Origin of the sequence: Pedobacter changchengzhani (genome assembly GCF_004354365.1) — a bacterium.
In the GTDB taxonomy this organism is placed as follows: domain Bacteria; phylum Bacteroidota; class Bacteroidia; order Sphingobacteriales; family Sphingobacteriaceae; genus Pedobacter; species Pedobacter changchengzhani.
The window spans coordinates 141,334-168,248 of sequence record NZ_SJCY01000008.1 but is presented as its reverse complement, the minus strand read 5'-3'; the positions used below and the strand labels follow the sequence as shown (position 1 = coordinate 168,248).

Sequence of the window (26,915 nt, the reverse complement as noted above, 5' to 3'; positions counted from 1 at the left end):
AGATGGAAAACAATTGTGTTTAATGCTAAAAATTCTCTCAAAATTGTAAATTTGTAAATCTAAATTATTCATAATGAAAAATACAAAAATCGTTTACTTAGTATTATGCTTGCTTTTTGGAAGTTCAATTTGCGTGCACGCACAATTTCAAGGTTTAAAGGACAAGTTGAAAAGTGTTGGTATTGCACAGGGTGCAAAAGCTTTGGGTGTAGATAAATTATTGAAACAACCTGAAGCCATAACCACTAATTTTACTGATGTAGATAGAAATGGAGCAATGATGCCTGATTTTAAATCTACACTTAAAGCTCAACCAATATATTTATTGCCAAAAAATGCAACTGGTGGTTTTGTGCTTTGCGAAGGTTTATTTGAAATGACAAATAAAAGCTATTGCTTACACGCGGGGACTTTCGCACCTTCGAAGGGGGATGGTTATATGTATGCCCCAACTGCCGGACCTAAAGAAGCGATTGTAGTAGCTATTTTAAAAAATGCAGAAACGCATCCAGAAGTACAGCAACACGATATACAGGTATTATTGTGGACAATAATTGCTAGAACCAAATTTGCAGATTATGCTGGTCAGGTAAAAGTAACAGCAATGAAATTATTAACATTAAAGCAACTTACGCAATTGGAGGGTAGTGCTTTGGGTGTATTGCCTTTCAACGTAATGGAGAAGGCAAAAGATCAACTTCCAAATGGTGTGAAAGCAGTTTTTGAAGCCGAGAACAATATTCGCCAGTTGGTGGCATCGGGTAATTATACTTTTGCTGATATGGAAAAATATGCAATAGTTGCAGGGATGGCGCCAGCTAGAAGTGATGTGCCGAGTGGCATTTGGACAAAACATCCCGATGGATATTATGTGCGTTATTTTCCTTCTGGTTATTCTATTACAAAGGTGCAGGTTTATGTGCCGAAAGAATTACTGGCGAATGGAAATCGTGTTGTTTACGATGCAACAAATGATATTGCTTGCCCCGCTAATACTGGCTCGCAACGTTTGGCGCAAACAAATGAGCCATTAAATCCAAATTATAAATTGAAATTAACTACAATTTGTAATAGTAAGTAGTAAAATTTGAATATCGTTAGGAAGGAAATTTTTTCCTGACTTATTGAACTGAGGATTTTAAATCCTCTGCTTTGGGGTTTGGATTGCAAATACAGACCAACATTGGGATAATGTCGCGATACATTTATTAGCGAGAAAGATTGCTTCGTCGTGCCTCCTCGCAAGGACGCCTAATGGAAATATCGTTGGTCAGGAAATGTTTTCCTGACTTATCGAACTGAGGATTTTAAATTCTCTGCTTGTGGGTGTGGATTGTAAATCAAAATCAGCAACGATTGTAAATCCACACCAATAGTATAGAAACTACGCTAAAGCCTGTTCTAAATCAGCAATAATATCATCTATATGTTCTAGCCCTACAGAAATTCGCAGTAAATTTTTTGGAGTTTTGCTGTCTGGCCCCTCAATAGAATAACGGTGCTCTATTAAACTTTCTACGCCACCTAAACTTGTAGCTTGCGCAAACAGTTTTACCTTGTTTACAACTTTATTTGTTACTTCAGCATCGCCTTTAACCAAAAAAGACATCATTCCTCCAAAATCTTTCATTTGCTTCTTAGCAATTTTATGTTGTGGATGATCTTCTAAACCTGGGAAAAATACAGCTTCAACTCTTGGATGATTGACTAAATATTCAGCAACTTTTTTGGCGTTTTCGCAATGGCCTTTCATTCTATACGCCAGCGTTTTAATACTTCTACAAAGCAAATAACAATCGAATGGAGAAGGAACAGCACCACCAGTTTGTTGTATATTTTTGATTTTTTCCCACAGTTTGTCCTGTTTAGCGGTTACTAAAATTCCACCCAAAACATCACTATGTCCGCCTAAATATTTTGTGCTGCTGTGCAAAACAATATCTGCACCTAATAGAATTGGATTTTGCAGAATTGGCGATGCAAAAGTACTGTCGCATACCAAAGTGATATTTAAAGGTTTAGCAATTTTGCTTATTTCTTCAATATCTGTAACTTTTAAAAGTGGATTTGATGGTGTCTCAATCCAAATCATTTTGGTGTTTGGTTTGATTGATGATTTTATCAGTTCCAAATCCGTTTGGTCAACAAAATCAAATTCCAACGTATCGTTAAAAATAGTGAGCAACTGTTTTTTTATTCCCCAATACATATCATCGGGTGCAATAATATGACTGCCAGGTTTTAATGCCTGAAATAAAACCAACCCGCAAGTATTACCAGAAGATAAGGCTGCTGCATCTTCTCCAAACTCTAATTTTGCAATAGTGTTTTCTAAAGCAGACCGATTTGGGTTGCTAACACGGCTGTACATGTGCCCTCCTGGATACCCGCCATTTTCATCGCGAAAGAAAGTGGTAGATAAATTTATGGGAGGTGTAACATCTCCCGTTGTAGATTTAACTAGATTTGAAGCATGTATAGCAAGGGTTTCGGGTTTCATTTTATTTACAATTAAGGAATATTTACGATGTGCAATTTAATAAATTGTTGTTAATTTATCGTTGCGAAATGTTTTGGCAGGATTTATGTGTTTGTTATGACGAAAATAAAATTATATGAAAATGAAAAGATTATTTATAGCGCTTGCAATAACATGTTCGGCATTTGTAATGTTACAGAGTTGTTCATCAACCAAAAATGCTACAACAGGTATTAATGGTGGTAGAGGAATGGTTTCGGGTACTTGGATATTAAATAACGTTGCTTTAGAGGGTTTACCAGATGCGGCTGTTCAAGGTTTATTTGGAGAAAAATCTTACAAATGTTTTGAAGGCAGTACTTGGAAATTGACAAATAGTGGTAACGGATCTTATGCTTTGCCAGCAACTAGTAGCTGTGGCGCAGTAATGCAGACTATTTTTTGGTCGGCAACACCATCAGAAGAAACTTTTCAGTTTAAAAAGATTTATGAAGGTGATAAAGCTAAAAACGTTACAGAAGGATATCGTTTGGTGTTAACTCAACTTTCTAGAGAAAGTATGGTGTTAAAATCGCCAATTCAATTTGGAGATAAGACAGCTAACATCGTGTTAACTTTCTCGCCTGCGAAATAAATATTAATAGATAGATTTTATAAAAGCACTTCTTTTTAGAGGTGCTTTTTTTTTGCCAATTTAAAAATAGATGTCAATAATTTTACATGCTTTTCTACGATGAAGATTGAGTAGCACTTTTTAAGCTTTGGCAAATGCACGCATTTTTATACATGGTCGATACATCGTTTTCATAAATTTTAACTTAACAGTTTCTTACAACAAAATGATTTTCAAATCGTGTGATTATCGTATTTTTGTATAAAATATAACAAGAATGAATACAACTGAACAAGTTGAAAAAATATTAGCCAATACATCGTTATCGGCTGAATTACATACCATTGCGCATAAAGTATTACATAAAAAACGCATCACTTTTGATGAAGGTGTTTATCTTTACGAAAATGCAGAATTGGCCTATTTGGGCGTTTTAGCTAATCATATACGAGAAGAAAAGCATGGTGATAAAACTTATTTTAATCGAAATTTTCATTTAGAACCAACAAACCTTTGCGTTTACGATTGCAAATTTTGTTCGTATTCTCGCTTAATTAAGCAAAAAGAAGAAGGCTGGGCTTTAACGCTTGACGAAATGCTTAATGTGGTAAAAAAATACGATGGCGAACCTGTAACTGAAGTACACATTGTGGGCGGCGTTTTGCCGCAGTATGATGTTGCATTTTATTCTTCGCTTTTTAGTGAGATCAAAAAACACCGCCCTGAGTTGCACGTTAAAGCTTTAACACCTGTAGAATATCATTATATTTTTAAAAAGGATAAAATCGATTACGCTACCGGCATGCGGTTGATGAAAGAAGCTGGTTTGGAATCTATCCCTGGTGGTGGGGCAGAAATATTCCATCCAGAGGTGAGAGAGAAAATAGCAAAAGATAAATGTACTGGTCAGCAGTGGCTTGATATACATGAAGAATGGCATAAATTGGGTATGCGCAGCAATGCGACTATGTTGTATGGCCACATTGAAGAATTTTGGCACCGCGTAGATCACATGGAAAAACTGCGCAATTTGCAGGATAGGACAGGTGGTTTTCAAACATTTATTCCGCTTAAATTTAGAAACCAGAACAACCAAATGAGCAATGTTCCGGAGGTTTCGGTAATTGAAGATTTAAGAAATTATGCCATTTCTCGTATTTATTTAGATAATTTCGACCATATTAAAGCCTATTGGGCAATGATTAGTAGAGAAACGGCTCAACTTTCGTTAAACTTTGGCGTTGATGATATCGATGGTACTTTGGATGACACTACAAAAATTTATTCTATGGCGGGCGCTGAAGAGCAAAATCCGGCAATGAGTACTAAAGAATTGGTTAATTTAATTAAGCACGTTGGTAGAAAACCAATAGAAAGAGATACACTTTACAATGTTGTAACCGATTATGAAAATGTAGTTTTCGAAGAGGAGAAAAAACCACAATATTATAAATTGCCAGTGGTAAATTAACCCATATATCCTAAAAGGAACTTTAGCATAAGCGCAAAAAAAAAACATATTAAGTATTGAAAATTATAAAACCCCTTTACGGGTTTGGGCCATGAAAAATATATACATCATCCGCCACGGCGAAACAGAATTAAATAAGCAGGGAATAGTACAAGGTAGAGGTGTAGATTCTGATTTGAATGATACAGGCAGGGCACAGGCCGGAGCTTTTTATCAATATTATAAAAATGTACCGTTCGATAAGATTTATACTTCGGAATTAAAACGTACTTGGCAAACTGTAAATAAATTTATTGAGAAAGGCTTGCCTTGGGAAAAACTTTCGGGCTTGGATGAATTGGCTTGGGGTATTTGGGAAGGTAAATCGAACTCCGAAGAATCAAGAGAGGCATTTAGAAACATGTTGCAATCGTGGGAAGATGGTGATTATAAAACTCATTTTGAAGGTGGAGAGAGTGTTGAAATGGTTTATGATCGTTTAAAAAAACCAATGGATTATTTAATGACTAGGCCAGAAGAAAATAATGTTTTGCTTTGTATGCATGGAAGAGCAATGCGTGTATTTTTGTGTTTGTTGATGAATAAGCCACTGAGTGAAATGATTGATTTTCCGCACCAAAATACTGTCTTATATAAAATGGGCTTTGAAGATGGAAAATTTTCGGTGCTGGAATTTAGTAGTGTAGCACATTTGGATGCGCTACTGCTAAATAATTAGTAACTCATAAAATTTGAATAAATTGCAATGCAATTAAGCTTAATTTAACTGATTTCTGCATGTACGATAAAAAGAATTATCTTGAATAAAATAAAAATATCGGCTGTTGCCTACACAAATACCAAAGCATTTATTTACGGTTTAGAACATTCTAAAATCATCAATAAAATAGATTTAAGTTTAGATATTCCTTCAGATTGCGCAGCTAAAGTAATTAAAGGGCAAGTAGATATTGGTTTAATTCCCGTTGCAGCAATACCTTTAGTGCCAAATGCTACCATCGTAGCTAACTATTGTATCGGTAGTGATGGTGCTGTAAATTCTGTTTTTATTTTTAGCAGCGTGCCTGTTAATGAAATTAAAACTTTAAAATTAGATGCGCATTCTAACACATCTAATAACCTAGCTAAGGTTTTGTTAAAGTTTTTTTGGAAAGTAGATGTTCAGTTTACTACAGATTTAAGTGCCGAGACAGATGCAATTGTGCTGATTGGCGATCGTACTTTCGGTAAAAAAAATGAATACAATTATGCTTATGATTTAGGTGAACAATGGAAAAATTTTACAGATTTACCTTTTATTTACGCCGCTTGGGTGGCAAATAAAGAAATTTCTAAAGATTTTATTGAGGAGTTTAACATGGCGTTACAATTTGGGTTAAACCACAGAAAAGAAGTTTTGAAAACTTTAACGCCTACCGAAAATTTTGATTTAACGGATTATTTGTACCACAAACTCCAGTTTGATGTTACGGAAGACGGTAGAAAAGCGATGGATTTATTTTTAAGCTATATTGGGAAGTTGTAGAAATTAGTAGCTTTTTAATAAATCAAATCTTAATTTAGTGTAAAATTTATATTTTGTAATGCTTGATCAACTTAAGATTATACCTGTTGAGTTATTGGATAGTTATTGTGCTAAGGTGGATTATGACTTGAAATTAAAATTCGAGAATTTACATGATGCAGAAATTTCAACAAGTGAATTCAGTTTTTATACTTCCGTTGCTTCGGTTTATTCTAGTAAAATTGAAGGTGAAGATATTGAATTAGATTCTTACATTAAACATAAAAAGTTTGGTATTGATTTTTTACCTGATTATACTAAGAAAATCGACGATTTGTATTCAGCTTATAATTTCGCTAAGTTAAATACACCTAATTCTGATAACCTAAATAATTGCCATAAATTATTAACTCGGCATATTCTTTCTCAATCATTCCAAGGTAAATTACGAAATAGCAACATGTATGTTTCCACTCCAAATGGGCGTATTGAATACGTAGCTATTTCTCCTTTTAAATTATCTGATGAAATACAGAATTTATATGGTGATTTAGAAATATTGCTAAAAGTTGAACTTACCACCCAACAAGCTTTCTTTTTTGCCTCGATGATTCATTTAGTGTTTGTTAAAATACATCCGTTTAACGATGGAAATGGGCGAATGGCAAGATTAATAGAGAAATGGTTTTTAGCACAAAAGCTTGGAGAAAAGGCATGGTTTTTACAGTCTGAAAAAATGTATTACGAAAACCACCAAATATACTATAGAAATTTAAGGGCTCTGGGATTAGAATATGAGGAACTCGATTATAAAAATGCGATGGATTTTTTATTGATGTTGCCAAAGTCTATCGCATAAAAAAAGCAACCCGAAAGTTGCTTTTTTATTTTATTATTTCTCTCCCGGAGGACAATTCTCTCGTAAAAACTTTGTGAAAGTTAAAGCCAAATGTTCTGATGTTCCTTCGCCTTCACTAATAGAATGTGAACGATTTGGATAGCTCATCAATTGAAAAACTTTTTTATTTTTTACCAGCTCGTTAATCAACATTTCTGCATTTTGATAATGTACGTTATCATCGCCAGTGCCGTGAATGTACAATAAATTGCCTTGCAAATTTTTAGCATACGTAATTGGCGAACCTTTCACATACGCCTCGGTAGTTGGGAAAGGTGTGCCCATGTAACGTTCTTGGTAAATATTATCGTACGTTAACTGATTGCCAACTGCAGCAATAGCAATGCCTGTTTTATAAATTTCTGGGTATTGAAACAATAAATTTAAGGTACTAGAACCACCACCGCTCCAACCCCAAACCGCTACACGATTTTTATCCATAAAAGGGTAGGTGGCTAAAAGTTTCTTAGTTGCCATCGCTTGGTCGCGGATATTTAGGATGCCAATATTTTTGTAGATACTTTTCCTCCAGGTTGCTCCTTTAGGAACTGGCGCACCTCGATTATCCATAGAAATATAAATGTATCCATCTTTTGCCAAATTTGGATAAAGTCTGTTTTTACCTGCGCTAAATACGTCACCGGCTGTTTGCGATGCAGGCTCTCCATACACATAAAATAAAACCGGGTATTTTTTATTTGGATTAAAATTATCTGGTTTTTTCATCCATCCATCCATCACCACGCCATCTTCGGTGGTTACTTTAAAAAACTCAACTTTATTTTTAACAATAGGTTGTTTGGCCATTTGGTTAGTTACACTACCATCCATAGTAATAGGATTGCCCGAAACGAAATTCATCCATTCAGAAATTGGCGATACAACTGCACTATTGTATTTATGCAACGCAAAAGCACCAGTGGGCGAAATATCATAATCGTGCGTTCCGGGTAGGATAGAAGGCGTTACCATTTCTAGCTTTCCTTTACCATCTAACTTTGTTTTGTATAAATATTTCTGAGTTGCATTAGTTGGAGATCCTAAAAAGTAGGCATAATTATTTTTCTCATCAATCAATTTTAAATCGATCAAATCATAATCGCCTTTAGTTACTAAAGTTTGTTTTTTGCCATCTACTGCTATCCTATACAAGTGTCTCCAGCCATCTTTATCCGAGGTAATAGTAAATTCCTTATTATCATTTAAAAAAGTCCAATCCTTGTTAACATCAATCCACGAATTGTTTTTTTCGGTGTAAATTTCCTTCGCAATTCCGTTGCTGGCATTGCAAATAAAAATTTTACTTTCATTTTGCTCACGGTTTAGTTGTTGTAAAATAACTTCGTTGGTATTTGGTACCCATTGCATACGCGGAATGTAGTGCTGTATATTATCGCCCGGAACATCTAGCCAATTTGTTTTAGCCGATGCAACATCAACAATGCCAATTTTGCAAGCCGATGGGTCTTGTCCAACTTTTGGATATTCGATTGGGATGGTGAATGAATAAATAGAATCGGTATTATTGATCATTAAAAAGTTTTTAATTTTTCGAGCATCTAATTGCCAATAAGCGATAGATTTACCATCCGGACTCCATCTAAAACCATCTTGAGCATGAAATTCCTCTTCATAAGCCCAATCAAATGTTCCATTTATAATTCTGTCGGTACCATCTATTGTTAACGCCCTTTCGCCTGTTCCATCAATATTTTCTACATATAAATTATGTTTACTTACATAAGCAACTTTACTTCCATCTGGAGATATTTTAGCAAACATTAACGAAGCCGAAGGTTTATTTTTCCCTATTTGAACCAACGTATTTGTTGTTAAATCTGCTAGCCAGTAATCGCCTCTTGTACGGTCGCGCCAAACTTTTTTACTGTTTGTATAAATTAATGCCTTAGTCAAATCATTCGAAAGCTGAAATTTCTCGATATTTAATGGCTGAAAAGATCCGTTAGGTGTAAATAATGCTACTGGGAAAATTACTTTACGTTCGTTTTTTGGTAAAGTAATTAACACAATTTGACCGTGTAACGATTCATAATAAGAATTGCCATCTTTCGCCCAATTTATGTTCTGGGCGTTTACAGATGATGATACAATAAAAAATATCGAAAAGAATATAATGTATAATGCGTTTTTTTTCATGGCGAAATATTGAAAATAAAAAAAGCTTTTTAACTTTTGGCTAATGTAAAAAAAAGCCAGCGGTTAAAAAGCTACAAAATGAATTAGGAGTTAAAATTAGCCACCTTGCATCGCTTTCAATTCATCCATTGTTGTAATATCATATCCATCAGGAACATCTAACGAAATGGCTCCAACTTTATCGGTTGACATAGATTTAAGTGTCATGTTAGATTCTACGCCATTAATGGTAGCAGTATATTTTACAGGCACAGCATCAAGCGTTTTAAAAAATCCTTTACCTTTTAAAGCTGGAATTGTGATGTCTTTAGTTGCCCAAAGTTCATGACTTGCACCTTTATCATCTTTATAAGTGTATTTCTCGGCATTTAACGTTGCAAACATTTGCTTTTCTCCGGTTGCTTTAAAATCAGAAAAAACTGGCATAGCTGCTTCTTGTTTCTCTGTTTCTTCTTTAGAAATTTTTACAGCAAATTGCTTTTGCGCAATAGGAACATCAATTAATAACAAACCAGTTTTTGTTGCAGTATTTGAAATAACATTAATTAAAGCAGGCCCGGCTTGCATTTCTATTCTAGTTAAATCGCCATTAAATTTATTTTTAATTTCAGTTGTAGCACCATTTGCCACCACGTTAAAGGTCATTGTACCTTCGTTAACTGTTTTTTGCGCATGCGCAATAACTGCTGTAGCTACTAAAATTAGTGCTAAAACGCTTGTTTTGATAGATTTGAACATATAATTTATTTTATTTATTTACCAGTTAATTTTTTCTTTGTTTAAAAAAGAAGCGATTCCTTTTTTAAAATCCTCACTTTCTCTTACGCGTGCATTTATTTGAACCGCCGCATCTAAAGTTTTTTCGAACAATGGATTATTGGTTTGCCCAATAAGCTGTTTAGTTACCATTAACGAATTTTCTGAAGATTGATTGCACAAAGTTAAAGCAAATTTTGAAACAGTTTGATGAATATCGGATGAGTTTGTTACAAAGTTGATCAATTTATAAGCTAATGCTGTTTCTGCATTAAATATGTTCCCTGTAAAAAGCAATTCTTTAGCTACGGTTTCATTTACTTTCTTTAATAAAAAGCAAGATACAATGGCAGGTACAAAACCGATTTTTACTTCCGAATATCCAAAATTGCTTTCGGGTGTGGCAAAAATAAAATCGCAAATTGTTGCTAAACCACAGCCACCAGCAATAGCATGCCCTTCTACTTGTGCAATAACTATTTTTGGTAAATAGTAAATAGTGGTATATAATTTCCTTAATAAATTAGAATCTGCAACGTTCTCTTCAAAAGTGTTTTTCTGTAATTGCTGTAAATACGCTAAATCGGCTCCAGCGCTAAAACTAGTTCCATTTGCCTTTAAAATAATAACTTTAATTTCATCATCTTCAGATGCTTGTGTAAATACATTGGTTAAAGCAACAATCAAATCTGGATTTAAAGCATTTCGCTTTTCAGGTCTGTTAATGGTTACGGTTGCAATTCTATCGGCTACATCATATAAAACCAGTTCGTCCATGTTAAGGGTTTAAGTCGATCAAATATGATGGATTTTTCTTTAAAACATGTAAGTTTTTATGATTATTTTCGGCGAATGTTTTAAACAGTTTTATTTTGTAATCCTTATTGGTTGCATCCACAACAATCTCATTATACTTTAACTCGGTGTTTATTTTTGTTAAATCAAATTTCGTGTTTCCAGTAATCCATAATGAACTGAACTTCCCAATAGCATTTAATGTTTTGTAATTGAAGGTTTCATCAACAATTAAAAACGAGTGGTTGTAAAATAGAATCTGATTATCTTTTTTCGTAAAAACTGGTGAAATCGTGTCCTTTTTTAAATTTAAAATTTTAATTTCTTTTATCTGTGCTTGTTCTAAACTGGGTTTTATAAAAAATAAATAAGCATTTTCTTTAGGATTCAAATTTGTTTCGATAATTGCTTTATTGCCACTAATAAATGCGACGGCATAATTTTTTCTGAGTGAATAAAAGATAATTTTTTTCTGTTGAGATAAATTTATTGACTCCTGCACAACCAAAATTTGGTAAATCATGAATAATCCTCCAGCGATAAAAAGCATTTTTTTCTGTCGCCTTTCTAACGCAAAAATGATGAAACCCAATGCTAAGCTCAGTAAAATAAATTGAGGCATAGTTAACCAAATAGATGAAAATGTGGAGGCAGGTAAATTTGAAATCCACCTTAATACATCGTTGGTACAGCTAATAATCCACTCAAATATTGGCGACAAAAATTCAAATATTGGGATTAAGACTGCTATACCTAAATACATCATAAATACTAGCGGTATCATAATAAATAGGTTACCCAATAAAAAGTAAACCGGAAATTGATGGAAATAATATATGCTAAGCGGAAAAGTTACAATTTGAGCGGCCAAAGAAAGTGCAATAAAATTCCAAAGTTTATCCAACCATTTATTTTTTATATAGATAGATTTATAGATAATTGGTTGAAGATATATTAAGCCAAATACGGCAATGTAGGAAAGCTGAAAACCTACGTTCCAAATTAAAAATGGGTTATAAAGCAACTGACAAAAGGCCGAAAACGCTAAAATGTTATAGCCATTTTTATTTTTAGAAAAGGTTGTTGCCACCATAAATATAGTAATCATTATCGCAGCGCGTACAACTGAAGGCGATAATCCGGTAATAAGTGCGTAGCCCCAAACAAGCGTACAAATTATTACGAACTTAAGCAGTTGCAAACTTCGTTTTCGATTTAGAAATACCAAAAGAAAATTTAGCACCAAGTATATGATGCCCACATGAGCGCCAGAAACAGATAATGCATGTATGGTGCCAGTTTTAGAGTAAGCCGTTAAAATTTCTTTACTTAAATCTGCTCTATAACCTAAAATTAAGGTTGATGCAACTGCAAAAGCTTCATCATTTTTAATTAACCTGCGGTATTTGGCAATCTGCTTTTCTCGCAAATTTAGGGCGAGTTTAAGGATAGGATTTCCACCACTTCTATTTGTTTTATAAACGCTTTTTTGGTTGATAAATGCCTGTTCATAAATATTTTGGTTGGCCAACCAATTTTTGAAATTAAATTCCGCCGGGTTGTAAGGCGGTTCTACTTCAGTATAATCGGCGCCTATAATTAATTCATCGCCGTATTTTAAATGAATTGGTTGAGAAATGACTGAATTTACTTTGCAGAACTCATGTTTTTGGAGCGGTTATAATTAGTTGCAGTTGTTTTTAAGAAATATATTTTCTATTTTCATCAAATATTTAAGCTCTTATGACACAACTAAATTACTCTCCATCAATACGAAAATTTCGAATTGAAGAAACTTTAACAGTAAACACAGTAGAATGTAGATGTTTTGCAGTACATGATTATTACCCTACGAATAGGTACAATGACGTCGACGAAAATGTATGGAATGTAAGGCGACTTACATGGGACTTTAAGGACGGAAAAAATACAACGCAAATATCCACGGTAATTTCTGCTGCGTTAATAGAAAAAAACATATCATTTTTTAATACAATTCTGGTTGTAATACCTGCTTCCACACCGGAGAAAACAAATACTCGTTTCAGTAGATTCTGTCAACAAGTTTGTGCTACGACATCTATTGCTAATGGGTTTACTGCAATCACGACAGAGCCACATGAAGCAACAAAAGGAACTTCTGGCGGTAATAAAATTAAGGATTTTACATTTAATAATGCAATTTATAAGGGAAAAGACGTTATTCTATTTGATGATGTTAAAACTAGTGGAACATCATTTAGACAAGTTGCAGGCGAGTTATTACGGACAGGTGCACTGAGCGTTAAAGGTGTATTTTTGTCAAAGACAGTTCCATTTGAGAATAATTTTATTGAACTCGAAGCTCCCGATGCGGATCTAGATGATGAAAATTTTTGGTTATTTTAAAAGATGAATATAGAAAATATTATTAGGCTTACTCAGCTTAGGGGAATGGGGAGAAAAACTTCATTTAAGGTGCTTGAAACATTAACATTCAAACCATCAAAAGAAGAATTAGTGGATTTTATCTTGGATTTTTCAAATGAAAACAAATTTACAAGGTTGCCGATATATTCGAAGGACGACGTGCAGTTAGCTTTTGATAAAGCGGAGCAGATAATGGATAAATCTGAAAAAAACAACGTTAAAATTATTTCTTATTATGACAACAATTACCCTAAAAGTCTCAAAGAAATACCTGACCCGCCGTTGATTTTAAATTTGAAAGGCGATATTTCAATATTAAATGAAATGACAGGCATTGCGATAATCGGAACAAGGCAACCAACTGGGGCTGGGGTTAAGGCAGGAAAATATTTTGCGTCATTGCTTGGTAAAAGAGGATATAATATTGTCAGTGGGCTTGCCATTGGCTGTGATGCATCTGCCCATATTGGATGTCTTGAGGCTAAAGGGAAAACAACTGCGATACTAGCTCATGGATTCCAAACTATTTATCCTAAAGAAAATAAAGAACTAGCTACACAGATAGTTGATGAAGGTGGTGTTTTATTATCAGAATATTTAATAGGTACAGGTGCACTACCAAATTATTTTATAGAGCGAGATCGTTTACAATCTGGTTTGTCTAATGCTACAATAGTTATACAGACAGCAGAAAAGGGCGGGACCATGCATGCTGTTAATGCAACGATAAAAAGCGGGAAAAAGTTAGCAGCGGTTAAATATAATAGCCCAGAGCTTATTAACGATAAAACACAAGGAAATGAAAGTTTAATTAGAGCAGGAAAAGCCTTTAGTTTAACTTCCTTAAATATTGAGGAGTTTTTGGCTTCTGTTCCGTTGATCAATAATGATCATGAAAATCATGAAAAACTACCTACTTCGAATCTTGACGATTATCAATATAAAATCTTTTAACTATAAAATTTCTTTATAATTTCTAATAAATCATTTGGAGTTCGTGCTACATAATGTGGGTTCGCTGCTAGCAAAGATTCTTTGTCAGTGGCGCCCCAAAGGCATGCTACGGTTTTTGCACCAGCTTTGTTTGATGCGATAATGTCGATATCTCTATCTCCTACGGACAGTGTTTTATTCGGCTCTGAATCAAATTTGCTTATAGCTAATAAAATTGGCTCAGGATCGGGCTTTCGTTTTTTAGTATCGTGGTAGCATATGTGAAAATCACAAACAATATTATGATGTTTTGCTACTTTCGTACAGTAAGTACTAGGACTGTTAGTGACAATACAGGTCGGAATCTTTTTTTCTTTTATAAATTCAAATATTTTTGCAAAACCTTCATAATATTTAAAACCAGGAATTAAGCTATACACAGTAGCCCATGAACGGTTCGTTCTATGTTGTTCTGCTGAAGATGAATCAACAAGGGTTTGGTCTAAATCAAATATTATAGCCATATTCTTTAATTTATAATTTATATTAATGATGTTTTTTCTGATTCGATGTCTACTATCTTTTATTTTTAATATTACTAAAATTATTTGAGCTTTTCATTAAAATTAGTAATTCAACAACTATTGGTGTTTGATGTGTGCATGGCTCTCAAAAAAAGACGTCTTCGTAGAACTTTCTGGCATAACCCAAGTTTGCTTCATATATCGTTGCAAAATCCAAAAAGAATTTCTGATAATTTACTCCAAATCCAACGTATTGTTTAAAAGGATTGGCGCTTAAACCACCTCGTAAGCAAAAAAACTCGACGATTTTATAATCTATGCCAACTTTAACATCAATTGATTCTTTCAAAATTTTGCTTATTGTGGTGGCAATTAGTACTTTATCCGATGCTAAGTAACTTGCGCCAATATTTAATGACGTAGGGATTTTAGCTAAAATTTCGGAGGTATCGAAGCTTTGTTGAGATGGATTAGCCACGAACGCACCTAAAATAAGCTGCTTATTTAATTGAAATAATAAACCTACATCAACAGAAAAACCTTTTGAAGAACCATAATTTGATATTTTTAATTGATGGTAATTTAGATTAATTGCCGTAGTAAATTTATCGCCGAACTTTTTAGCATAAGCAAAGCCAACTTTGTTTTCGTTATAGGCCGAAAAGCCATAACGCTGAAAGCTGATTCCTGCAAAATTATTTTTAAAAGGCACAACAAAAGCAAAACTTTGATTACTTACTTCGTTGCTGAACAGGTATTTAGCGTAATTAATTGAAGCGGTAATTTCTTTTATAGATGATATGCCCGAAGGATTTCCTTGGAGTGACCAAACATCGGTTACGGCAGCGCTATTGTTGCCCATAGCCGTTAATCGGGCTCCTAAATTATTTTGAGCAAATAGCGTAGAAGCTGAAAAAAAAATCAACAAAAAACTAAATATTTTCATGAGTCGGGCGTTAACCGGGATGCAAAAAATATAGAGAGATTTTTTTGTGAATTAAATGTAAGAAATAAAATCTGAAAAAGAACAATTCAAATTTTTTATATTTTGGATATTCTATAGTGCTGAACTTAAAGCTCTTCTGCTAATTTCACTAAAAATCCTTTTAGGTTTTCTAATGAATCGATAATTTTTTGACTCTCTTTAACATCACTTTTATTATTCTTGAGGTAATCTTTTGCGCCTTTTAAAGTAAAGCCTTTTTCGTTAACCAAATTAAAAATTATTTTTAAATTCTCTATGTCTTCTGGCGTAAAAAGACGGTTTCCTTTTTTATTTTTTTTTGGTTGAAGAATATCAAATTCCTTTTCGTAAAAACGGATTTGAGAAGCGTTCACTTCAAACATTTCAGTCACTTCGCCCATGGTATAATACATTTTATTAATGTCTCTTTCTTTATAAGGCATAATTTGTGCTTGATTATAAGGGTTTTACAGCGATTATTTAAAGTATTCAAATGTAGTGTGATTTTTCCTTATTAACGCAATAAAGTTATAATTTTGTTGCTCCAATTTAAAACGTAATGACAGCAAAAGAGATAAGACAGGCATTTTTCAATTTTTTCGAATCTAAACAACATCACATTGTTCCGTCCGCGCCAATTGTGGTTAAAAATGACCCGACGTTAATGTTTACCAATGCGGGAATGAATCAGTTTAAAGATTTGTTTTTAGGCGAAGCGACCATTAAATATTCTCGTGTTGCGGATACGCAACGTTGCTTACGCGTTTCGGGCAAACACAACGATTTGGAAGAAGTAGGTATTGATACCTACCACCACACCATGTTCGAAATGCTGGGCAATTGGAGTTTTGGCGATCCTGCCAATCCGGAAAGTGGGTATTTTAAAAAAGAAGCCATTGCTTGGAGTTGGGAATTGCTTACCGAAGTTTACAAAATACCAAAGGATAAAATATATGTTACTTATTTTGAGGGCGACGAAAAGGAAGGTTTAGAAAAAGACCAAGAAGCGTTTGATTTTTGGAAACAGTATGTTGATGAAAGTCATATTTTACCTGGAAATAAAAAAGATAATTTTTGGGAAATGGGCGAAACTGGTCCATGTGGTCCATGTTCTGAAATTCATGTAGATTGTCGTACGGATGAAGAAAAAACTTTGGTTAGTGGCGCAACTCTAGTTAATGCAGATCATCCGCAAGTTATAGAAGTTTGGAACAATGTTTTTATGCAATTTAATCGCCTAAAAGATGGTTCATTAAAAAGTTTACCAGCAAAACACGTAGATACCGGAATGGGTTTTGAGCGTTTAGTGCGTGTTTTACAAGGGAAATCTTCTAATTACGATACAGATATTTTCCAACCGATGATTCAGTTCATTGCTGAAAAATCTGGTATAAAATATGGTGCTGACGAGAAAACGGACATCGCAATGCGCGTTATGGCCGATCATATTCGGGCGATTTCTTTCGTAATTGCCGATGGACAATTGCCTTCAAATAACAAGGCTGGTTATGTTATCCGTAGGATTTTACGTCGTGCAGTACGTTACGCCTATACTTTCTTAAACTTTAAAGAACCATTTTTAAATGAATTGGTGCCAAAATTAGCTGAGCAATTTAAGGATGTTTTTGATGAATTGAGTGCACAGCAGGATTTTGTACAGAAAGTAGTGTTAGAAGAGGAGGTTTCGTTTTTAAAGACTTTGAGGTTAGGAATTAGTAGGTTTAATACTTATATGGATTTGTCAAATGATCAAAGACTTACTATTAATGATGAAGATAATACACTTGAACATTTTGGCATTAAAGACATTTATCAAAAAGAAAGATTTAATAATATCATAAATGGAAACTTTGCGTTCGAGTTATCAGATACTTTCGGATTTCCAATTGATTTGACTGAGCTAATGGCTCGAGAAAAAGGTTGGTCGGTTGATTTGGTGGCTTACGAACAAGCACTTAAAAAGCAAAAAGACGATAGTCGCGCTGCTACTGCAATTGATACGGGGGATTGGGTAATTGTAAATGCCGATGAGCAAAGCGAGTTTGTTGGTTACGATGATTTAGAAATCGAAACTGAAATTATAAAATTTCGCCAAGTAAAAGCCAAAGGAAAAGAACAATATCAAATCGTTTTACGCCAAACGCCTTTTTATGCAGAAAGTGGTGGTCAGGTAGGAGATACGGGAAGATTAGAAGACCATAGTCGCCAGTTTTGGGTTGATATTACCGATACTAAAAAAGAGAACGGTTTAACGGTACATTTTTCAGATACACTTCCTGATAATTTGGAAAGCAAGTTTTGGGCAGTTGTAGATGAAGATAAACGTATTTTAACCGAGGATAATCATTCGGCTACACACTTGTTGCATGCTGCCATGAAGCAGGTTTTGGGTAAACATGTAAACCAAAAAGGATCATTGGTTAATGCCGATTATTTACGTTTCGATTTTTCTCACTTTGCTAAAGTTACGGATGAAGAATTGGCTCAGATTGAAGTAATTGTGAACCAGAAAATTAGGGAAAACATCAAGTTAAAAGAACAAAGAAATGTTCCCTATCAGGATGCAATTGAAAGTGGCGTAACGGCACTGTTTGGTGAAAAATATGGAGATTTTGTTCGGATGATTACTTTTGACGACCATTTCTCGAAAGAACTTTGCGGTGGTACACACGTAAAAGCAACTGGACAAATCGGATCTTTTAAAATAATCGCCGAAAGTGCAGTTGCAGCAGGCGTGCGAAGGGTTGAAGCAATAACAGCCGATAAAGCCGAGCAATATTTCTTGGATCAAAGAAAACAACTCGGGCATTTAAAATCGTTATTAAACGGAAGTAAAGATTTATTAGCTTCTGTTCAAGCTTTGCTTGATGAAAATGCGAAACTGAAAAAAGAAATAGAAAAATCTACTTTAGAACGGGTAGATGTTTTAAAGCACGAAATTGTTCATCATGTTCGTGGCATAAATGGTGTAAACTTAATTGCTAAACACATCGATTTGCAGAGTGCAGATGCAGTTAAAAATCTTGCTTTTTCATTAAAAGATATGGTTGATAATTTGTTTCTTGTTTTTACCACAGAAATTGATGCGAAGCCAGGTATTACGGTAATGTTATCAGAAAGCTTAGTTAAAAATGGGATGAATGCTTCAAATATTGTCCGCGAACTGGGTAAAGAAATTCAAGGTGGTGGCGGTGGTCAGCCGTTTTATGCTACTGCAGGCGGTAAAAACTCAGCAGGTTTAAAGGTTGTATTAGAAAAAGCAGAAGGATTTATTTCACAGTAAATCGTCATCCGATAGCTATCGGATTCGACCGTAGGGGAGAAATCTTTAAAATGATATTTAAAGATCTCTCCATTTTTTTGCATTATTTCTGCACGATCTATTTTCTAAAATAGAACTACTGTCTTGCCAGCTAAACCCGATTAAACGGAAATACTTTTTTGTCATTTCTAAAAGTTACTAACGCTAATAGAACAATCGCTAGTAGAGTTAGTAACTTTATAGCAATAAAGATTGGAGTGAAAGCGGGGACTGGTTTTACCTAAGAGATTCCTTTGGTTGGTGTTATCACCAACCACTAAAGATTGGAGTGAAAGCGGGAACTGGTTTTACTTAAGAGATTCCTTTGGTTGGTGTTATCACCAACCACTAAAATTCTAACATAGATTTTTTTACGACGATCTAATTGCCAAAACCATTATTGAGGGTTGGTGATAACACCAACCACTAAAATTCTAACATAGATTTTTTTACGGCGATCTATTTGCCAAAACCATTATTGAGGGTTGGTGATAACACCAACCACTAAAATTCTAACATAGATTTTTTTACGGCGATCTATTTGCCAAAACCATTATTGAGGGTTGGTGATAACACCAACCAAAAGGGAAATTAATCTATTAACCTCTATTTTGGCATTACCTGAGTTAAGCTATGAACGTATTTTGGAGGACAATATGAGTGTTGGTTTATCACTTGCTGCAGGTATTGGTAATGAAGATGATTTCTCACAATATAAGTTTTTAGCGATACCACATTACAGATTGTATTTTGGAAAACGAAGAGCTGCTGGCTTTTTTATAGAGGGCAATGTAGCAGTTGCTTCTGTTCGAGAACGTGATTTACGTTATGAAGCGACAAATGGAAACTATCAAGTCAGCGACGAGTCTACAGTTAATTTTGGTGTGGGCGCAGCTGTTGGCGCAAAGTTTTTAACTAAGAATGGCTTTACAGGTGAAGTTTTTGGTGGCTTAGGTCGCTTTTTAGGCGACAGTCGTTCTATAGAGGCATACCCTCGAATTGGTATTACTTTAGGAAAAAGATTTTAGTATTAACAAGGCTGATTAATTTTACAATCAGCCTTTGGTGTTATCACCAACCACTAAAATTCTAACATAGATTTTTTTACGACGATCTAATTGCCAAAACCTTTATTGAGGGTTGGTGATAACACCAACCAGAAGGGAAATAGCAATAAAGATTGGAGTGAAAGCGCGAACTGGTTTTACCTAAGAGATTCTGGTATTGCTTTCCCAATAATCAAAAAATTACTGATGATTATGGATTTGAATATAAATTAAAGAGGAGGCTTTTAAAATGCCTCCTCTTTAATTATTCGCTTAATGTCTGCCTCGGTTATGACCTTTATTATTGTGATCATTTCTTTTATAATCATCATGACCCTTATATTTTACCTTTGTAGGCTTATAATAATTTTGTTGCGAATAGCGATCGTGCCCACCACCGTATGATGAACGTACATAATTTACGCGGTTTGCATATTGTACTCTATGCATGTTGTAATTACGATAAGGTGAGTTTCCATAAACTACAATCTTTCTACTATTATTTAAATTGTAACCACGATACTGGCTTGGTAAATTTTTAGATCTTACCCAGCGGTTACCACTTAAATAAACAAATTGCCTTTGAGGAACATAGTAATACGATTGTACCTCGGGCATGTAATAGTAATTAACATTTTGATTGCCAACGGGAACCCATGCAGGTTGACTGCCAATGTTTACATTTAAACTGACTTGAGCGTTAGATTGATTCGAACTTGCGGCCACGATACCTACGATCGCAGCGGTGATTAATAGCTTTTTCATAATAATCTAAATTTAATTTGTGTGTGTACTGATGTAAATTCAAACGCTGTGCCAAAACTTGCATTGTAACAAAAACGAAATTATCATTTTAAGCTGCCTCACAGAAATTAGATTTTATAATTAATGGATGTCAAGCCTTTTTTAAGGTTAGATTAAATATTAACTATATTTGCCAATTAAAAATTAAAAACGTTAAGCTTTAATGCCGTTACAAAATAACAACTTCGAACTTGTTTCAGGACTGGAAATTCACGTACAGTTAAATACAAATACTAAAATATTCTCTGCCGATAGCGCTTCTTTCGGTGCTTTGCCCAATCAAAATATCTCAACCGTATCGTTGGCATTGCCCGGCGCTTTACCAAAGTTAAATAAAGAGGTTGTGGCAAAAGCAATACGCATTGGTTTGGCTTTAAATTGTACTATAAACCAATTAAATCATTTCGATAGAAAAAATTATTTTTATGCCGATTTGCCAAAAGGCTACCAAATTACGCAAGATAATAGACCTATTTGCATAAACGGAAGTATCGAAATCGAATTATCCGATGGTTCGAAAAAAACGATTGGCATCAACCGTATTCATTTAGAAGAAGATGCAGGCAAGAGTATTCACGATCAGGATGAAAAATATTCATTAGTAGATTTGAATAGAGCAGGTGTTCCGTTAATTGAAATTGTAACCGAGCCAGACATTCGCAGTGCTGAAGAAGCATCAGTTTTGCTTAACGAAATTAGAAAGCTGGTTCGCCATTTAAATGTGAGTGATGGTAATATGGAAGAGGGAAGTTTGCGTTGCGATGCAAATATTTCTATACGCAAAATTGGTGCAACCGAATTTGGAACTCGCTGCGAAGTAAAAAACCTAAACTCTATGCGCAACGTACGTAGAGCTATGGATTTTGAATTTGGAAGGCAGGTTGAAGTAATCTCAAACGGGGGATCAATTATTCAAAGTACTTTAAATTTTGATGCCGACGCTGGTACAACATCGCCAATGCGTACTAAAGAAGAAGCGAATGATTATCGTTATTTTGCCGACCCAGATTTAGTGCCGATTGCTATTTCTGATGCATGGTTATCGGAAATAATTTCTGAAATGCCCGAATTACCAAATGTAATTTCTAAAAAGTTAATGGATGAATTTGGTATTAATAAATCAGACGCTGCATTGTTTGCAGAAGACTTAGATTTATTAAATTACTTTAATGAGGCACTTGCACATGTTAATGTAAAGAAGACGCTAATAAATTGGTTAGTTGGTCCAATTCGTGCAATTTTGAACGAAAATGAAATTACAATTTCGAATTATAAAGTTAAACCAGTACAGCTTGCAGTAGCTATTAATTTAGTTGACGATAAAAAGTTGACGCAGCAAATTGCCATACAGCAGTTATTGCCAGCAGTTGAGTTACAAGAAAATGCAAACGTTGCTGATTTAGCAAAGTCGTTAAATTTGTTGATTACCGAAAACACTGATGAATTAAGTGTTTATATTGATGAAGTGTTGAGCAAATATCCACAACAAGTTGATGCATATAAAAAAGGAAAAAAAGGCGTTTTAGGTTTGTTTGTGGGCGATGTAATGAAATTGGCAAAGGGCAAAGCCGATGCTAAAAAATTAAGTGAATTAATATTAGAAAAACTAAAATAATGAGATTAAAAAATTTAAGCCTGATTGCATTGATTGCAATTGCTTTTACAGCTTGTAAATCGAAGGAAGATTTTACCATTGATGGAACTTTTAAAAATCCTGGTACAGAGAAAAAGGTTTTTCTATTTGGCATGCAGAATAGCAACATGATTGCTTTAGATTCTACAAATCTATCTGCAAATGGCGAATTTAAGTTTATCAGGAAAACACCTTCAGTTGATTTTTTTAGGGTAACGATGGGTAACCACGAATTTATGCTGATTGCCGAAAATGGCGATAAAATTAAACTTGAAGCCGATTTAAGCGACAAAAATTTAGCCTATAAAATTTCGGGTGCAAAAGAGGTTGAGAAACTTTCTGAACTTAATACCATCCGCGGTAAATTTTCTCAAGAGGTTGACGGTGTGCAAAAGGCTTTCGAAGCTAAAGTTGCTAAAGCGCCTCAAAACAGAGCCGCAATTTTAGAAGAAATGCGCCCGCAGTATGAAGGTTATGTGAAAACATTGAATGAAAATATTTTGAAATTTGCTACTGATAATAAAGGCACGTTAGCTGGTTTTTACGCTATGAATACCTTAAGTCCGCAACAATTTGAAGGCGAACTTGTAAAATATAGTGAAGAAATTAAAGAGAAATTGAAAGGAAATGCAACTGTAGATTCTTTCGTAAAGCAAATGGCTAAACTTAAAGCCGTACAAGTAGGAGAACCAGCACCGGCATTTACAATCAACACTGCAGATGACAAACCTATCAGTTTATCCGATTTTAAAGGGAAGTATGTACTGTTGGATTTTTGGGCTTCGTGGTGTCAACCATGTAGGTTAGAAAACCCAAATGTGGTTAAGGTTTACAATAAATTTAAAGATAAAAACTTCACCATTTTAGGTATTTCTTTAGATAAGGATAAAGCAGCCTGGTTGCAGGCGATAAAAGCTGATAATTTAACATGGCAACACGTTAGCGAACTTAAAGATTTTGAAGGAACCGCTGTTAAAGCTTATCAAGTGCAGGCAATTCCATCATCTTTTTTAATTGATCCATCAGGAAAAATTATTGCTAAAAATTTAAGAGGCGAGGAGTTAGATTCGTTTTTAACTAAAACTTTGCGTTAATTTAACGATCTATATATTTTGTGACTTAACAATTTCTTAACTTAAGGTTAATCGAAAATTACTTTTTAGATGGTATTTTCGTAACAAATATTTAACTATGAATAATTTAGGTCACAAAATTTTAATTGTTGATGATGAGCCAGATATTCTGGAGTTAATCGAATATAATTTAAAAAAAGACGGTTATCAGGTTTTTACCGCATCCAACGGACAAGAAGGTATTACAGTTGCCAAAAAAGTGCAGCCCGACCTAATCATTTTAGATATTATGATGCCTAAAATGGATGGGATTGAAGCTTGCAGAATTATGCGGACGATTCCTGAATTTAAAAATACTTTTATGGTGTTTTTAACCGCCAGGAATGAGGAGTATTCGGAAATTGCAGGTTTTAACGTTGGCGCTGATGATTATATTGCAAAACCAATTAAACCGCGTGCCCTTATTAGCAGAATAAATGCAATTTTACGAAGAACATCGGCAATTGAGGAAATATCAGAAAGCAAATTAGAAATAGGCGATTTGGTAATTGATAGGGAAGCATTCTTAGTTTTTCAAGCAGGAAATAAAGTTGTATTGGCCAAAAAAGAATTTGAATTACTGTATTTATTGGCTTCAAAACCCGGAAAAGTTTATACTCGAGAATCAATTTTAAAAAATATTTGGGAAGATTCTGTAGTGGTTACCAATAGAACAATTGATGTTCATATCAGAAAACTAAGAGAAAAATTAGGCGAGACTTATGTGTCAACCGTAAAAGGTGTTGGTTATAAATTTGAATTATCGTTGTAACCATAATTGCTAAAATTTTTTGAGTGAAGTTTTCTTTCGCAAATTTGCCTTTTTTGTTGATTAGTGTTGTTCACAGTTTTCGGTATTTTTCGATTCACATTCATTAAATACCCATTTTATATTAAGTAAATCTTTAACCTATAAAAATAAAAACCGTATTTTTGCATCTTATCAATTATGCAGTAGTTTGAAATATCCTAATTTTAAAGATCTTATAATTTTCGAAGACGACGATTTTATTGTCATAAACAAACCACCATTTTTAGCCTCGCTTGATGAAAGAGGAGGTTCTGGAGAGACAAATGTACTGCGTTTAGCAAAACAATATAGCGATGATGCACAGGTTTGCCACCGTTTGGATAAAGAAACCTCTGGAGCTTTAATTATCGCAAAAAATCCCGAAGCGTATAGACATGCATCTATGCAATTTGAACGTAGAAAAGTTAATAAAACCTATCATGCCGTTGTAGATGGACATGTAATTTTTGATGAATTATTAGTTGATTTACCCATCTTAAACGATGGAAATAAAAATGTGACTATCGATCGTAAAGAAGGTAAAAGAGCAGAAACAATTTTCGACTCCTTAAAATACTACAAACATTATACCTTGGTAGAATGTAAACCGATTACGGGTAGAATGCACCAAATTCGAATACATTTGGCCACACAAAGAGCAGCAATTGTTGGTGATGAAATGTATAAGGGCAAATCTGTTTTTCTCTCATCAATTAAACGTGGCTATAAATTAACTAAAGGTGAAGAAGAGCAACCAATTATGAAGCGCTTTGCTTTGCATGCCCGCCATTTGGTTTTTAAAGGTTTAGATGATAAAGATATTGTAATCGAAGCGCCTTATCCTAAAGACTTCGCTACATTAATTAAACTTTTAGATAAATTTGACGCCTAATAGAAAATCTTAATAAAAAAATAGATGCAAATCCGCTTTATAAATTACCTTGATAAAATTAATCTTTACAGAAAGTCGAAAATATCAAACCGTAATTTTTTAATTGTACTGGCGGTAATTGTTGGTATTTTAGCTGGTGTTGCGGCAGCCATTTTAAAAAGCTTAACACATAATATAGAAGAATTTTTACAATCTGATTGGCACTGGAAGTATAAATATTACTTATACTTTATATTTCCTTTGATAGGGATTTTTCTTTCTGTTGCTTATGTCAAATACTTCATCCGCAAAAGTAAATTCGAAACTGGTTTAACACCGTTATTATACGCCATTTCCAAAAAATCGAGCAAGGTAGAAACCCACAATATTTATTCGCAAGTAATTACCTCGGCAATTACCGTTGGTTTTGGTGGCTCAGTAGGTTTAGAATCTCCAATTGTAACCAGTGGCGCTGCTATTGGTTCAAGTCTTGGTCGGTTTTTAGGTTTATCCTACAAAGAAATAACCATGCTACTTGCTTGTGGCGCAGCTGCGGGAATTGCGGGAGCTTTTAATAGTCCAATTGCAGGTATTGTATTTGCAATAGAGGTATTATTACCAGAATTTACCATTCCTGCATTTATTCCATTATTGTTAGCCGCCGCAACATCTGCAGTTGTGGCTCGATTGTTTTATACACAACAATTATTCTTTTTAGTTACAGAGGGATGGAAAATGGATGCGCTATTTTACTATGTAATTTTAGCCTGTGTAATAGGATTGTTTTCTATCTATTTTGGTAAAGCAAATTACGCAATTAAAGCATTTTTTTACAAATTTAAAGATCCTTATACCAAGGTAATTATTGGTGGTTTGGCATTGGGGGCTTTGGTATTTCTTTTTCCTACACTTTATGGTGAGGGTTACATTACCATAAAAAAATTATTAGGTGGCGATTATATGGCCATTATAAATAATAGTATTTTTCAAGACTATAATACCATCCCTGCAGTGGTGGTTTTGTTTACAATAGTTACTATTTTTATGAAATCCATTGCTACTTTGGTAACGCTCGGTGCTGGTGGTAACGGAGGAATGTTTGCACCTAGTTTAATTATGGGCGGTTTAATAGGTTTTATTTTTGCTTATACCATCAATTTATCCGGTATTGCGCACTTAAATGTAGCTAATTTTACAGTTGCAGGTATGGCAGCAGCATTAGGTGCAATAATGCATGCGCCACTTACGGGTATTTTTCTTATTGCCGAAATAACGGGAGGCTATATTTTAATGGTTCCTTTAATGATTACCACCGCTATTTCGTATGGTATTAACCGTAAATCTCAAAAACATTCTATCTACACAAAAGGACTTGCAGAAAAAGGCGAACTCATGTCGTACGAGGACAAGGATACCACCGTTTTAAGTCAAATGAAGTTGAGATACCTCATTGAAAAAACTTACCCTCAGCTTCATTTAAATGATTTAATCTCAGTAAAAATGAACGAGATTGTTCAATCGCACAAAAATATTTGCGCTGTAACGGATGAGTTGGGAGATTTTAAAGGGATTATTTATATTGAAGAATTGTTTAGTGAGATGATTAATAACCCAAATAAAGATACTTTAACCGTATCGCATTTGGTTAGAGAAGCACCCAACACACTTTTAGATAAAGATGATTTAAAAACTGTTTTACGCAAAATGGAGCAGGGAAATGTTTGGCTATTACCTGTAATTGATGAGAATAATATTTACAAGGGTTTTGTTTCTAAAACTTCGATATTTAATAAATATAGGGCACTTTTGATGAGGCAAAATGATAATATGGTTTAGGATTTAAACCTTAAAATCT

25 protein-coding genes are annotated in these 26,915 nt (G+C 34.3%); 16 read left to right on the top strand and 9 right to left on the bottom strand.

The window, feature by feature from the left end; translation table 11 throughout:
* The first annotated feature begins 73 nt into the window (after positions 1-73).
* On the top strand, positions 74-1,081 hold the full coding sequence (locus EZJ43_RS12255) for a hypothetical protein (RefSeq protein WP_133263008.1): 1,008 nt from the start codon (positions 74-76) through the stop codon (positions 1,079-1,081).
* A gap of 303 nt (positions 1,082-1,384) precedes the next feature.
* On the opposite strand, the gene EZJ43_RS12250 is transcribed toward EZJ43_RS12255, so the two are convergent.
* The gene (locus tag EZJ43_RS12250; RefSeq protein ID WP_133263007.1) at positions 1,385-2,500 is read right to left on the bottom strand and encodes a trans-sulfuration enzyme family protein; all 1,116 of its coding nucleotides are present in this window, start codon (positions 2,498-2,500) and stop codon (positions 1,385-1,387) included.
* 121 nt (positions 2,501-2,621) lie between these two features.
* On the opposite strand from EZJ43_RS12250, the gene EZJ43_RS12245 reads away from it, so the two are divergent.
* From EZJ43_RS12245 to EZJ43_RS12225, 5 genes are all read left to right on the top strand, one after another.
* Positions 2,622-3,113, top strand: coding sequence for a hypothetical protein (locus tag EZJ43_RS12245; RefSeq protein ID WP_243718085.1), 492 nt, complete (start codon positions 2,622-2,624; stop codon positions 3,111-3,113).
* Positions 3,114-3,369: 256 nt separating this feature from the next.
* Positions 3,370-4,563, top strand: coding sequence for an aminofutalosine synthase MqnE (gene mqnE / locus EZJ43_RS12240; RefSeq protein WP_133263006.1), 1,194 nt, complete (start codon positions 3,370-3,372; stop codon positions 4,561-4,563).
* A gap of 91 nt (positions 4,564-4,654) precedes the next feature.
* Complete coding sequence (locus EZJ43_RS12235; protein WP_133263005.1) at positions 4,655-5,281, top strand: histidine phosphatase family protein; 627 nt, start codon at positions 4,655-4,657, stop codon at positions 5,279-5,281.
* 81 nt (positions 5,282-5,362) lie between these two features.
* Positions 5,363-6,088, top strand: a complete 726-nt coding sequence (locus EZJ43_RS12230; protein WP_133263004.1) for a menaquinone biosynthetic enzyme MqnA/MqnD family protein — start codon at positions 5,363-5,365, stop codon at positions 6,086-6,088.
* 58 nt (positions 6,089-6,146) lie between these two features.
* The gene (locus EZJ43_RS12225) at positions 6,147-6,926 is read left to right on the top strand and encodes a Fic family protein (protein ID WP_133263003.1); all 780 of its coding nucleotides are present in this window, start codon (positions 6,147-6,149) and stop codon (positions 6,924-6,926) included.
* A 33-nt stretch (positions 6,927-6,959) separates the two neighbouring features.
* Here EZJ43_RS12225 and EZJ43_RS12220 read toward each other — a convergent pair whose 3' ends face one another.
* The 4 genes from EZJ43_RS12220 to EZJ43_RS12205 all read right to left on the bottom strand — a co-directional run bounded on the left by EZJ43_RS12220 (position 6,960) and on the right by EZJ43_RS12205 (position 12,300).
* Positions 6,960-9,122 carry a S9 family peptidase gene (locus EZJ43_RS12220; RefSeq protein ID WP_133263002.1) on the bottom strand — a complete coding sequence of 721 codons (2,163 nt, stop codon included), beginning with the start codon at positions 9,120-9,122 and terminating at the stop codon, positions 6,960-6,962.
* A gap of 96 nt (positions 9,123-9,218) precedes the next feature.
* Positions 9,219-9,860: a hypothetical protein gene (locus EZJ43_RS12215; protein WP_133263001.1), complete on the bottom strand. Its 642-nt coding sequence runs from the start codon at positions 9,858-9,860 to the stop codon at positions 9,219-9,221.
* Positions 9,861-9,878: 18 nt separating this feature from the next.
* Positions 9,879-10,655, bottom strand: coding sequence for an enoyl-CoA hydratase/isomerase family protein (locus EZJ43_RS12210; protein ID WP_133263000.1), 777 nt, complete (start codon positions 10,653-10,655; stop codon positions 9,879-9,881).
* Position 10,656: 1 nt separating this feature from the next.
* Positions 10,657-12,300 carry a ComEC/Rec2 family competence protein gene (locus tag EZJ43_RS12205; protein WP_262708863.1) on the bottom strand — a complete coding sequence of 548 codons (1,644 nt, stop codon included), beginning with the start codon at positions 12,298-12,300 and terminating at the stop codon, positions 10,657-10,659.
* A 116-nt stretch (positions 12,301-12,416) separates the two neighbouring features.
* Here EZJ43_RS12205 and EZJ43_RS12200 point away from each other — a divergent pair, with 116 nt between their 5' ends.
* Both EZJ43_RS12200 and EZJ43_RS12195 read left to right on the top strand, forming a co-directional pair.
* The gene (locus tag EZJ43_RS12200; RefSeq protein WP_133262998.1) at positions 12,417-13,061 is read left to right on the top strand and encodes a phosphoribosyltransferase; all 645 of its coding nucleotides are present in this window, start codon (positions 12,417-12,419) and stop codon (positions 13,059-13,061) included.
* Between the two features lie 3 nt (positions 13,062-13,064).
* Positions 13,065-14,036: a DNA-processing protein DprA gene (locus EZJ43_RS12195; RefSeq protein WP_133262997.1), complete on the top strand. Its 972-nt coding sequence runs from the start codon at positions 13,065-13,067 to the stop codon at positions 14,034-14,036.
* On the opposite strand, the gene EZJ43_RS12190 is transcribed toward EZJ43_RS12195, so the two are convergent.
* The 3 genes from EZJ43_RS12190 to EZJ43_RS12180 form a co-directional block, all read right to left on the bottom strand.
* Positions 14,033-14,539 (bottom strand): HAD family hydrolase, encoded by a 507-nt coding sequence (locus EZJ43_RS12190; protein WP_133262996.1) that lies wholly within the window; start codon positions 14,537-14,539, stop codon positions 14,033-14,035. The two genes, EZJ43_RS12195 and EZJ43_RS12190, sit on opposite strands and share 4 nt — an antisense overlap.
* Positions 14,540-14,684: 145 nt before the next feature.
* Positions 14,685-15,485 carry a PorV/PorQ family protein gene (locus EZJ43_RS12185; protein WP_133262995.1) on the bottom strand — a complete coding sequence of 267 codons (801 nt, stop codon included), beginning with the start codon at positions 15,483-15,485 and terminating at the stop codon, positions 14,685-14,687.
* Positions 15,486-15,610: 125 nt separating this feature from the next.
* The gene (locus tag EZJ43_RS12180) at positions 15,611-15,946 is read right to left on the bottom strand and encodes a MerR family transcriptional regulator (protein ID WP_133262994.1); all 336 of its coding nucleotides are present in this window, start codon (positions 15,944-15,946) and stop codon (positions 15,611-15,613) included.
* Between the two features lie 116 nt (positions 15,947-16,062).
* On the opposite strand from EZJ43_RS12180, the gene alaS reads away from it, so the two are divergent.
* The 3 genes from alaS (at position 16,063) to EZJ43_RS17190 (ending at position 20,084) form a co-directional block, all read left to right on the top strand.
* Positions 16,063-18,786 (top strand): alanine--tRNA ligase, encoded by a 2,724-nt coding sequence (gene alaS / locus EZJ43_RS12175; RefSeq protein WP_133262993.1) that lies wholly within the window; start codon positions 16,063-16,065, stop codon positions 18,784-18,786.
* Positions 18,787-19,415: 629 nt separating this feature from the next.
* Positions 19,416-19,832 (top strand): hypothetical protein, encoded by a 417-nt coding sequence (locus EZJ43_RS12170; RefSeq protein WP_133262992.1) that lies wholly within the window; start codon positions 19,416-19,418, stop codon positions 19,830-19,832.
* A 90-nt stretch (positions 19,833-19,922) separates the two neighbouring features.
* Entirely contained in the window at positions 19,923-20,084 is a 162-nt protein-coding gene (locus tag EZJ43_RS17190) for a hypothetical protein (RefSeq protein ID WP_165953158.1), read from the top strand.
* Positions 20,085-20,123: 39 nt separating this feature from the next.
* Here the strand turns inward: EZJ43_RS17190 and EZJ43_RS12165 are convergent, their stop codons facing one another.
* Positions 20,124-20,615, bottom strand: a complete 492-nt coding sequence (locus EZJ43_RS12165; RefSeq protein WP_133262991.1) for a hypothetical protein — start codon at positions 20,613-20,615, stop codon at positions 20,124-20,126.
* A 202-nt stretch (positions 20,616-20,817) separates the two neighbouring features.
* On the opposite strand from EZJ43_RS12165, the gene gatB reads away from it, so the two are divergent.
* The 5 genes from gatB to EZJ43_RS12140 all read left to right on the top strand — a co-directional run bounded on the left by gatB (position 20,818) and on the right by EZJ43_RS12140 (position 26,896).
* The gene (gene gatB / locus EZJ43_RS12160) at positions 20,818-22,269 is read left to right on the top strand and encodes an Asp-tRNA(Asn)/Glu-tRNA(Gln) amidotransferase subunit GatB (protein ID WP_133262990.1); all 1,452 of its coding nucleotides are present in this window, start codon (positions 20,818-20,820) and stop codon (positions 22,267-22,269) included.
* Positions 22,269-23,381: a TlpA disulfide reductase family protein gene (locus EZJ43_RS12155; protein ID WP_133262989.1), complete on the top strand. Its 1,113-nt coding sequence runs from the start codon at positions 22,269-22,271 to the stop codon at positions 23,379-23,381. The genes gatB and EZJ43_RS12155 overlap by 1 nt, the downstream gene beginning before the upstream one ends.
* Positions 23,382-23,478: 97 nt before the next feature.
* The gene (locus tag EZJ43_RS12150) at positions 23,479-24,171 is read left to right on the top strand and encodes a response regulator transcription factor (RefSeq protein WP_133262988.1); all 693 of its coding nucleotides are present in this window, start codon (positions 23,479-23,481) and stop codon (positions 24,169-24,171) included.
* 187 nt (positions 24,172-24,358) lie between these two features.
* The gene (locus tag EZJ43_RS12145) at positions 24,359-25,081 is read left to right on the top strand and encodes an RluA family pseudouridine synthase (RefSeq protein ID WP_133262987.1); all 723 of its coding nucleotides are present in this window, start codon (positions 24,359-24,361) and stop codon (positions 25,079-25,081) included.
* 24 nt (positions 25,082-25,105) lie between these two features.
* Positions 25,106-26,896, top strand: a complete 1,791-nt coding sequence (locus tag EZJ43_RS12140) for a chloride channel protein (protein ID WP_133262986.1) — start codon at positions 25,106-25,108, stop codon at positions 26,894-26,896.
* Positions 26,897-26,915: the final 19 nt, after the last annotated feature.

Bases quoted from the DNA above. Each gene is read 5' to 3' on its own strand.
- EZJ43_RS12255 (WP_133263008.1), top strand. From the start codon at position 74: ATGAAAAATACAAAAATCGTTTACTTAGTATTATGCTTGCTTTTTGGA.
- EZJ43_RS12250 (WP_133263007.1), bottom strand. From the start codon at position 2,500: ATGAAACCCGAAACCCTTGCTATACATGCTTCAAATCTAGTTAAATCT.
- EZJ43_RS12245 (WP_243718085.1), top strand. From the start codon at position 2,622: ATGAAAAGATTATTTATAGCGCTTGCAATAACATGTTCGGCATTTGTA.
- mqnE (WP_133263006.1), top strand. From the start codon at position 3,370: ATGAATACAACTGAACAAGTTGAAAAAATATTAGCCAATACATCGTTA.
- EZJ43_RS12235 (WP_133263005.1), top strand. From the start codon at position 4,655: ATGAAAAATATATACATCATCCGCCACGGCGAAACAGAATTAAATAAG.
- EZJ43_RS12225 (WP_133263003.1), top strand. From the start codon at position 6,147: ATGCTTGATCAACTTAAGATTATACCTGTTGAGTTATTGGATAGTTAT.
- EZJ43_RS12220 (WP_133263002.1), bottom strand. From the start codon at position 9,122: ATGAAAAAAAACGCATTATACATTATATTCTTTTCGATATTTTTTATT.
- EZJ43_RS12215 (WP_133263001.1), bottom strand. From the start codon at position 9,860: ATGTTCAAATCTATCAAAACAAGCGTTTTAGCACTAATTTTAGTAGCT.
- EZJ43_RS12210 (WP_133263000.1), bottom strand. From the start codon at position 10,655: ATGGACGAACTGGTTTTATATGATGTAGCCGATAGAATTGCAACCGTA.
- EZJ43_RS12200 (WP_133262998.1), top strand. From the start codon at position 12,417: ATGACACAACTAAATTACTCTCCATCAATACGAAAATTTCGAATTGAA.
- EZJ43_RS12195 (WP_133262997.1), top strand. From the start codon at position 13,065: ATGAATATAGAAAATATTATTAGGCTTACTCAGCTTAGGGGAATGGGG.
- EZJ43_RS12190 (WP_133262996.1), bottom strand. From the start codon at position 14,539: ATGGCTATAATATTTGATTTAGACCAAACCCTTGTTGATTCATCTTCA.
- EZJ43_RS12185 (WP_133262995.1), bottom strand. From the start codon at position 15,485: ATGAAAATATTTAGTTTTTTGTTGATTTTTTTTTCAGCTTCTACGCTA.
- EZJ43_RS12180 (WP_133262994.1), bottom strand. From the start codon at position 15,946: ATGCCTTATAAAGAAAGAGACATTAATAAAATGTATTATACCATGGGC.
- alaS (WP_133262993.1), top strand. From the start codon at position 16,063: ATGACAGCAAAAGAGATAAGACAGGCATTTTTCAATTTTTTCGAATCT.
- EZJ43_RS12165 (WP_133262991.1), bottom strand. From the start codon at position 20,615: ATGAAAAAGCTATTAATCACCGCTGCGATCGTAGGTATCGTGGCCGCA.
- gatB (WP_133262990.1), top strand. From the start codon at position 20,818: ATGCCGTTACAAAATAACAACTTCGAACTTGTTTCAGGACTGGAAATT.
- EZJ43_RS12155 (WP_133262989.1), top strand. From the start codon at position 22,269: ATGAGATTAAAAAATTTAAGCCTGATTGCATTGATTGCAATTGCTTTT.
- EZJ43_RS12150 (WP_133262988.1), top strand. From the start codon at position 23,479: ATGAATAATTTAGGTCACAAAATTTTAATTGTTGATGATGAGCCAGAT.
- EZJ43_RS12140 (WP_133262986.1), top strand. From the start codon at position 25,106: ATGCAAATCCGCTTTATAAATTACCTTGATAAAATTAATCTTTACAGA.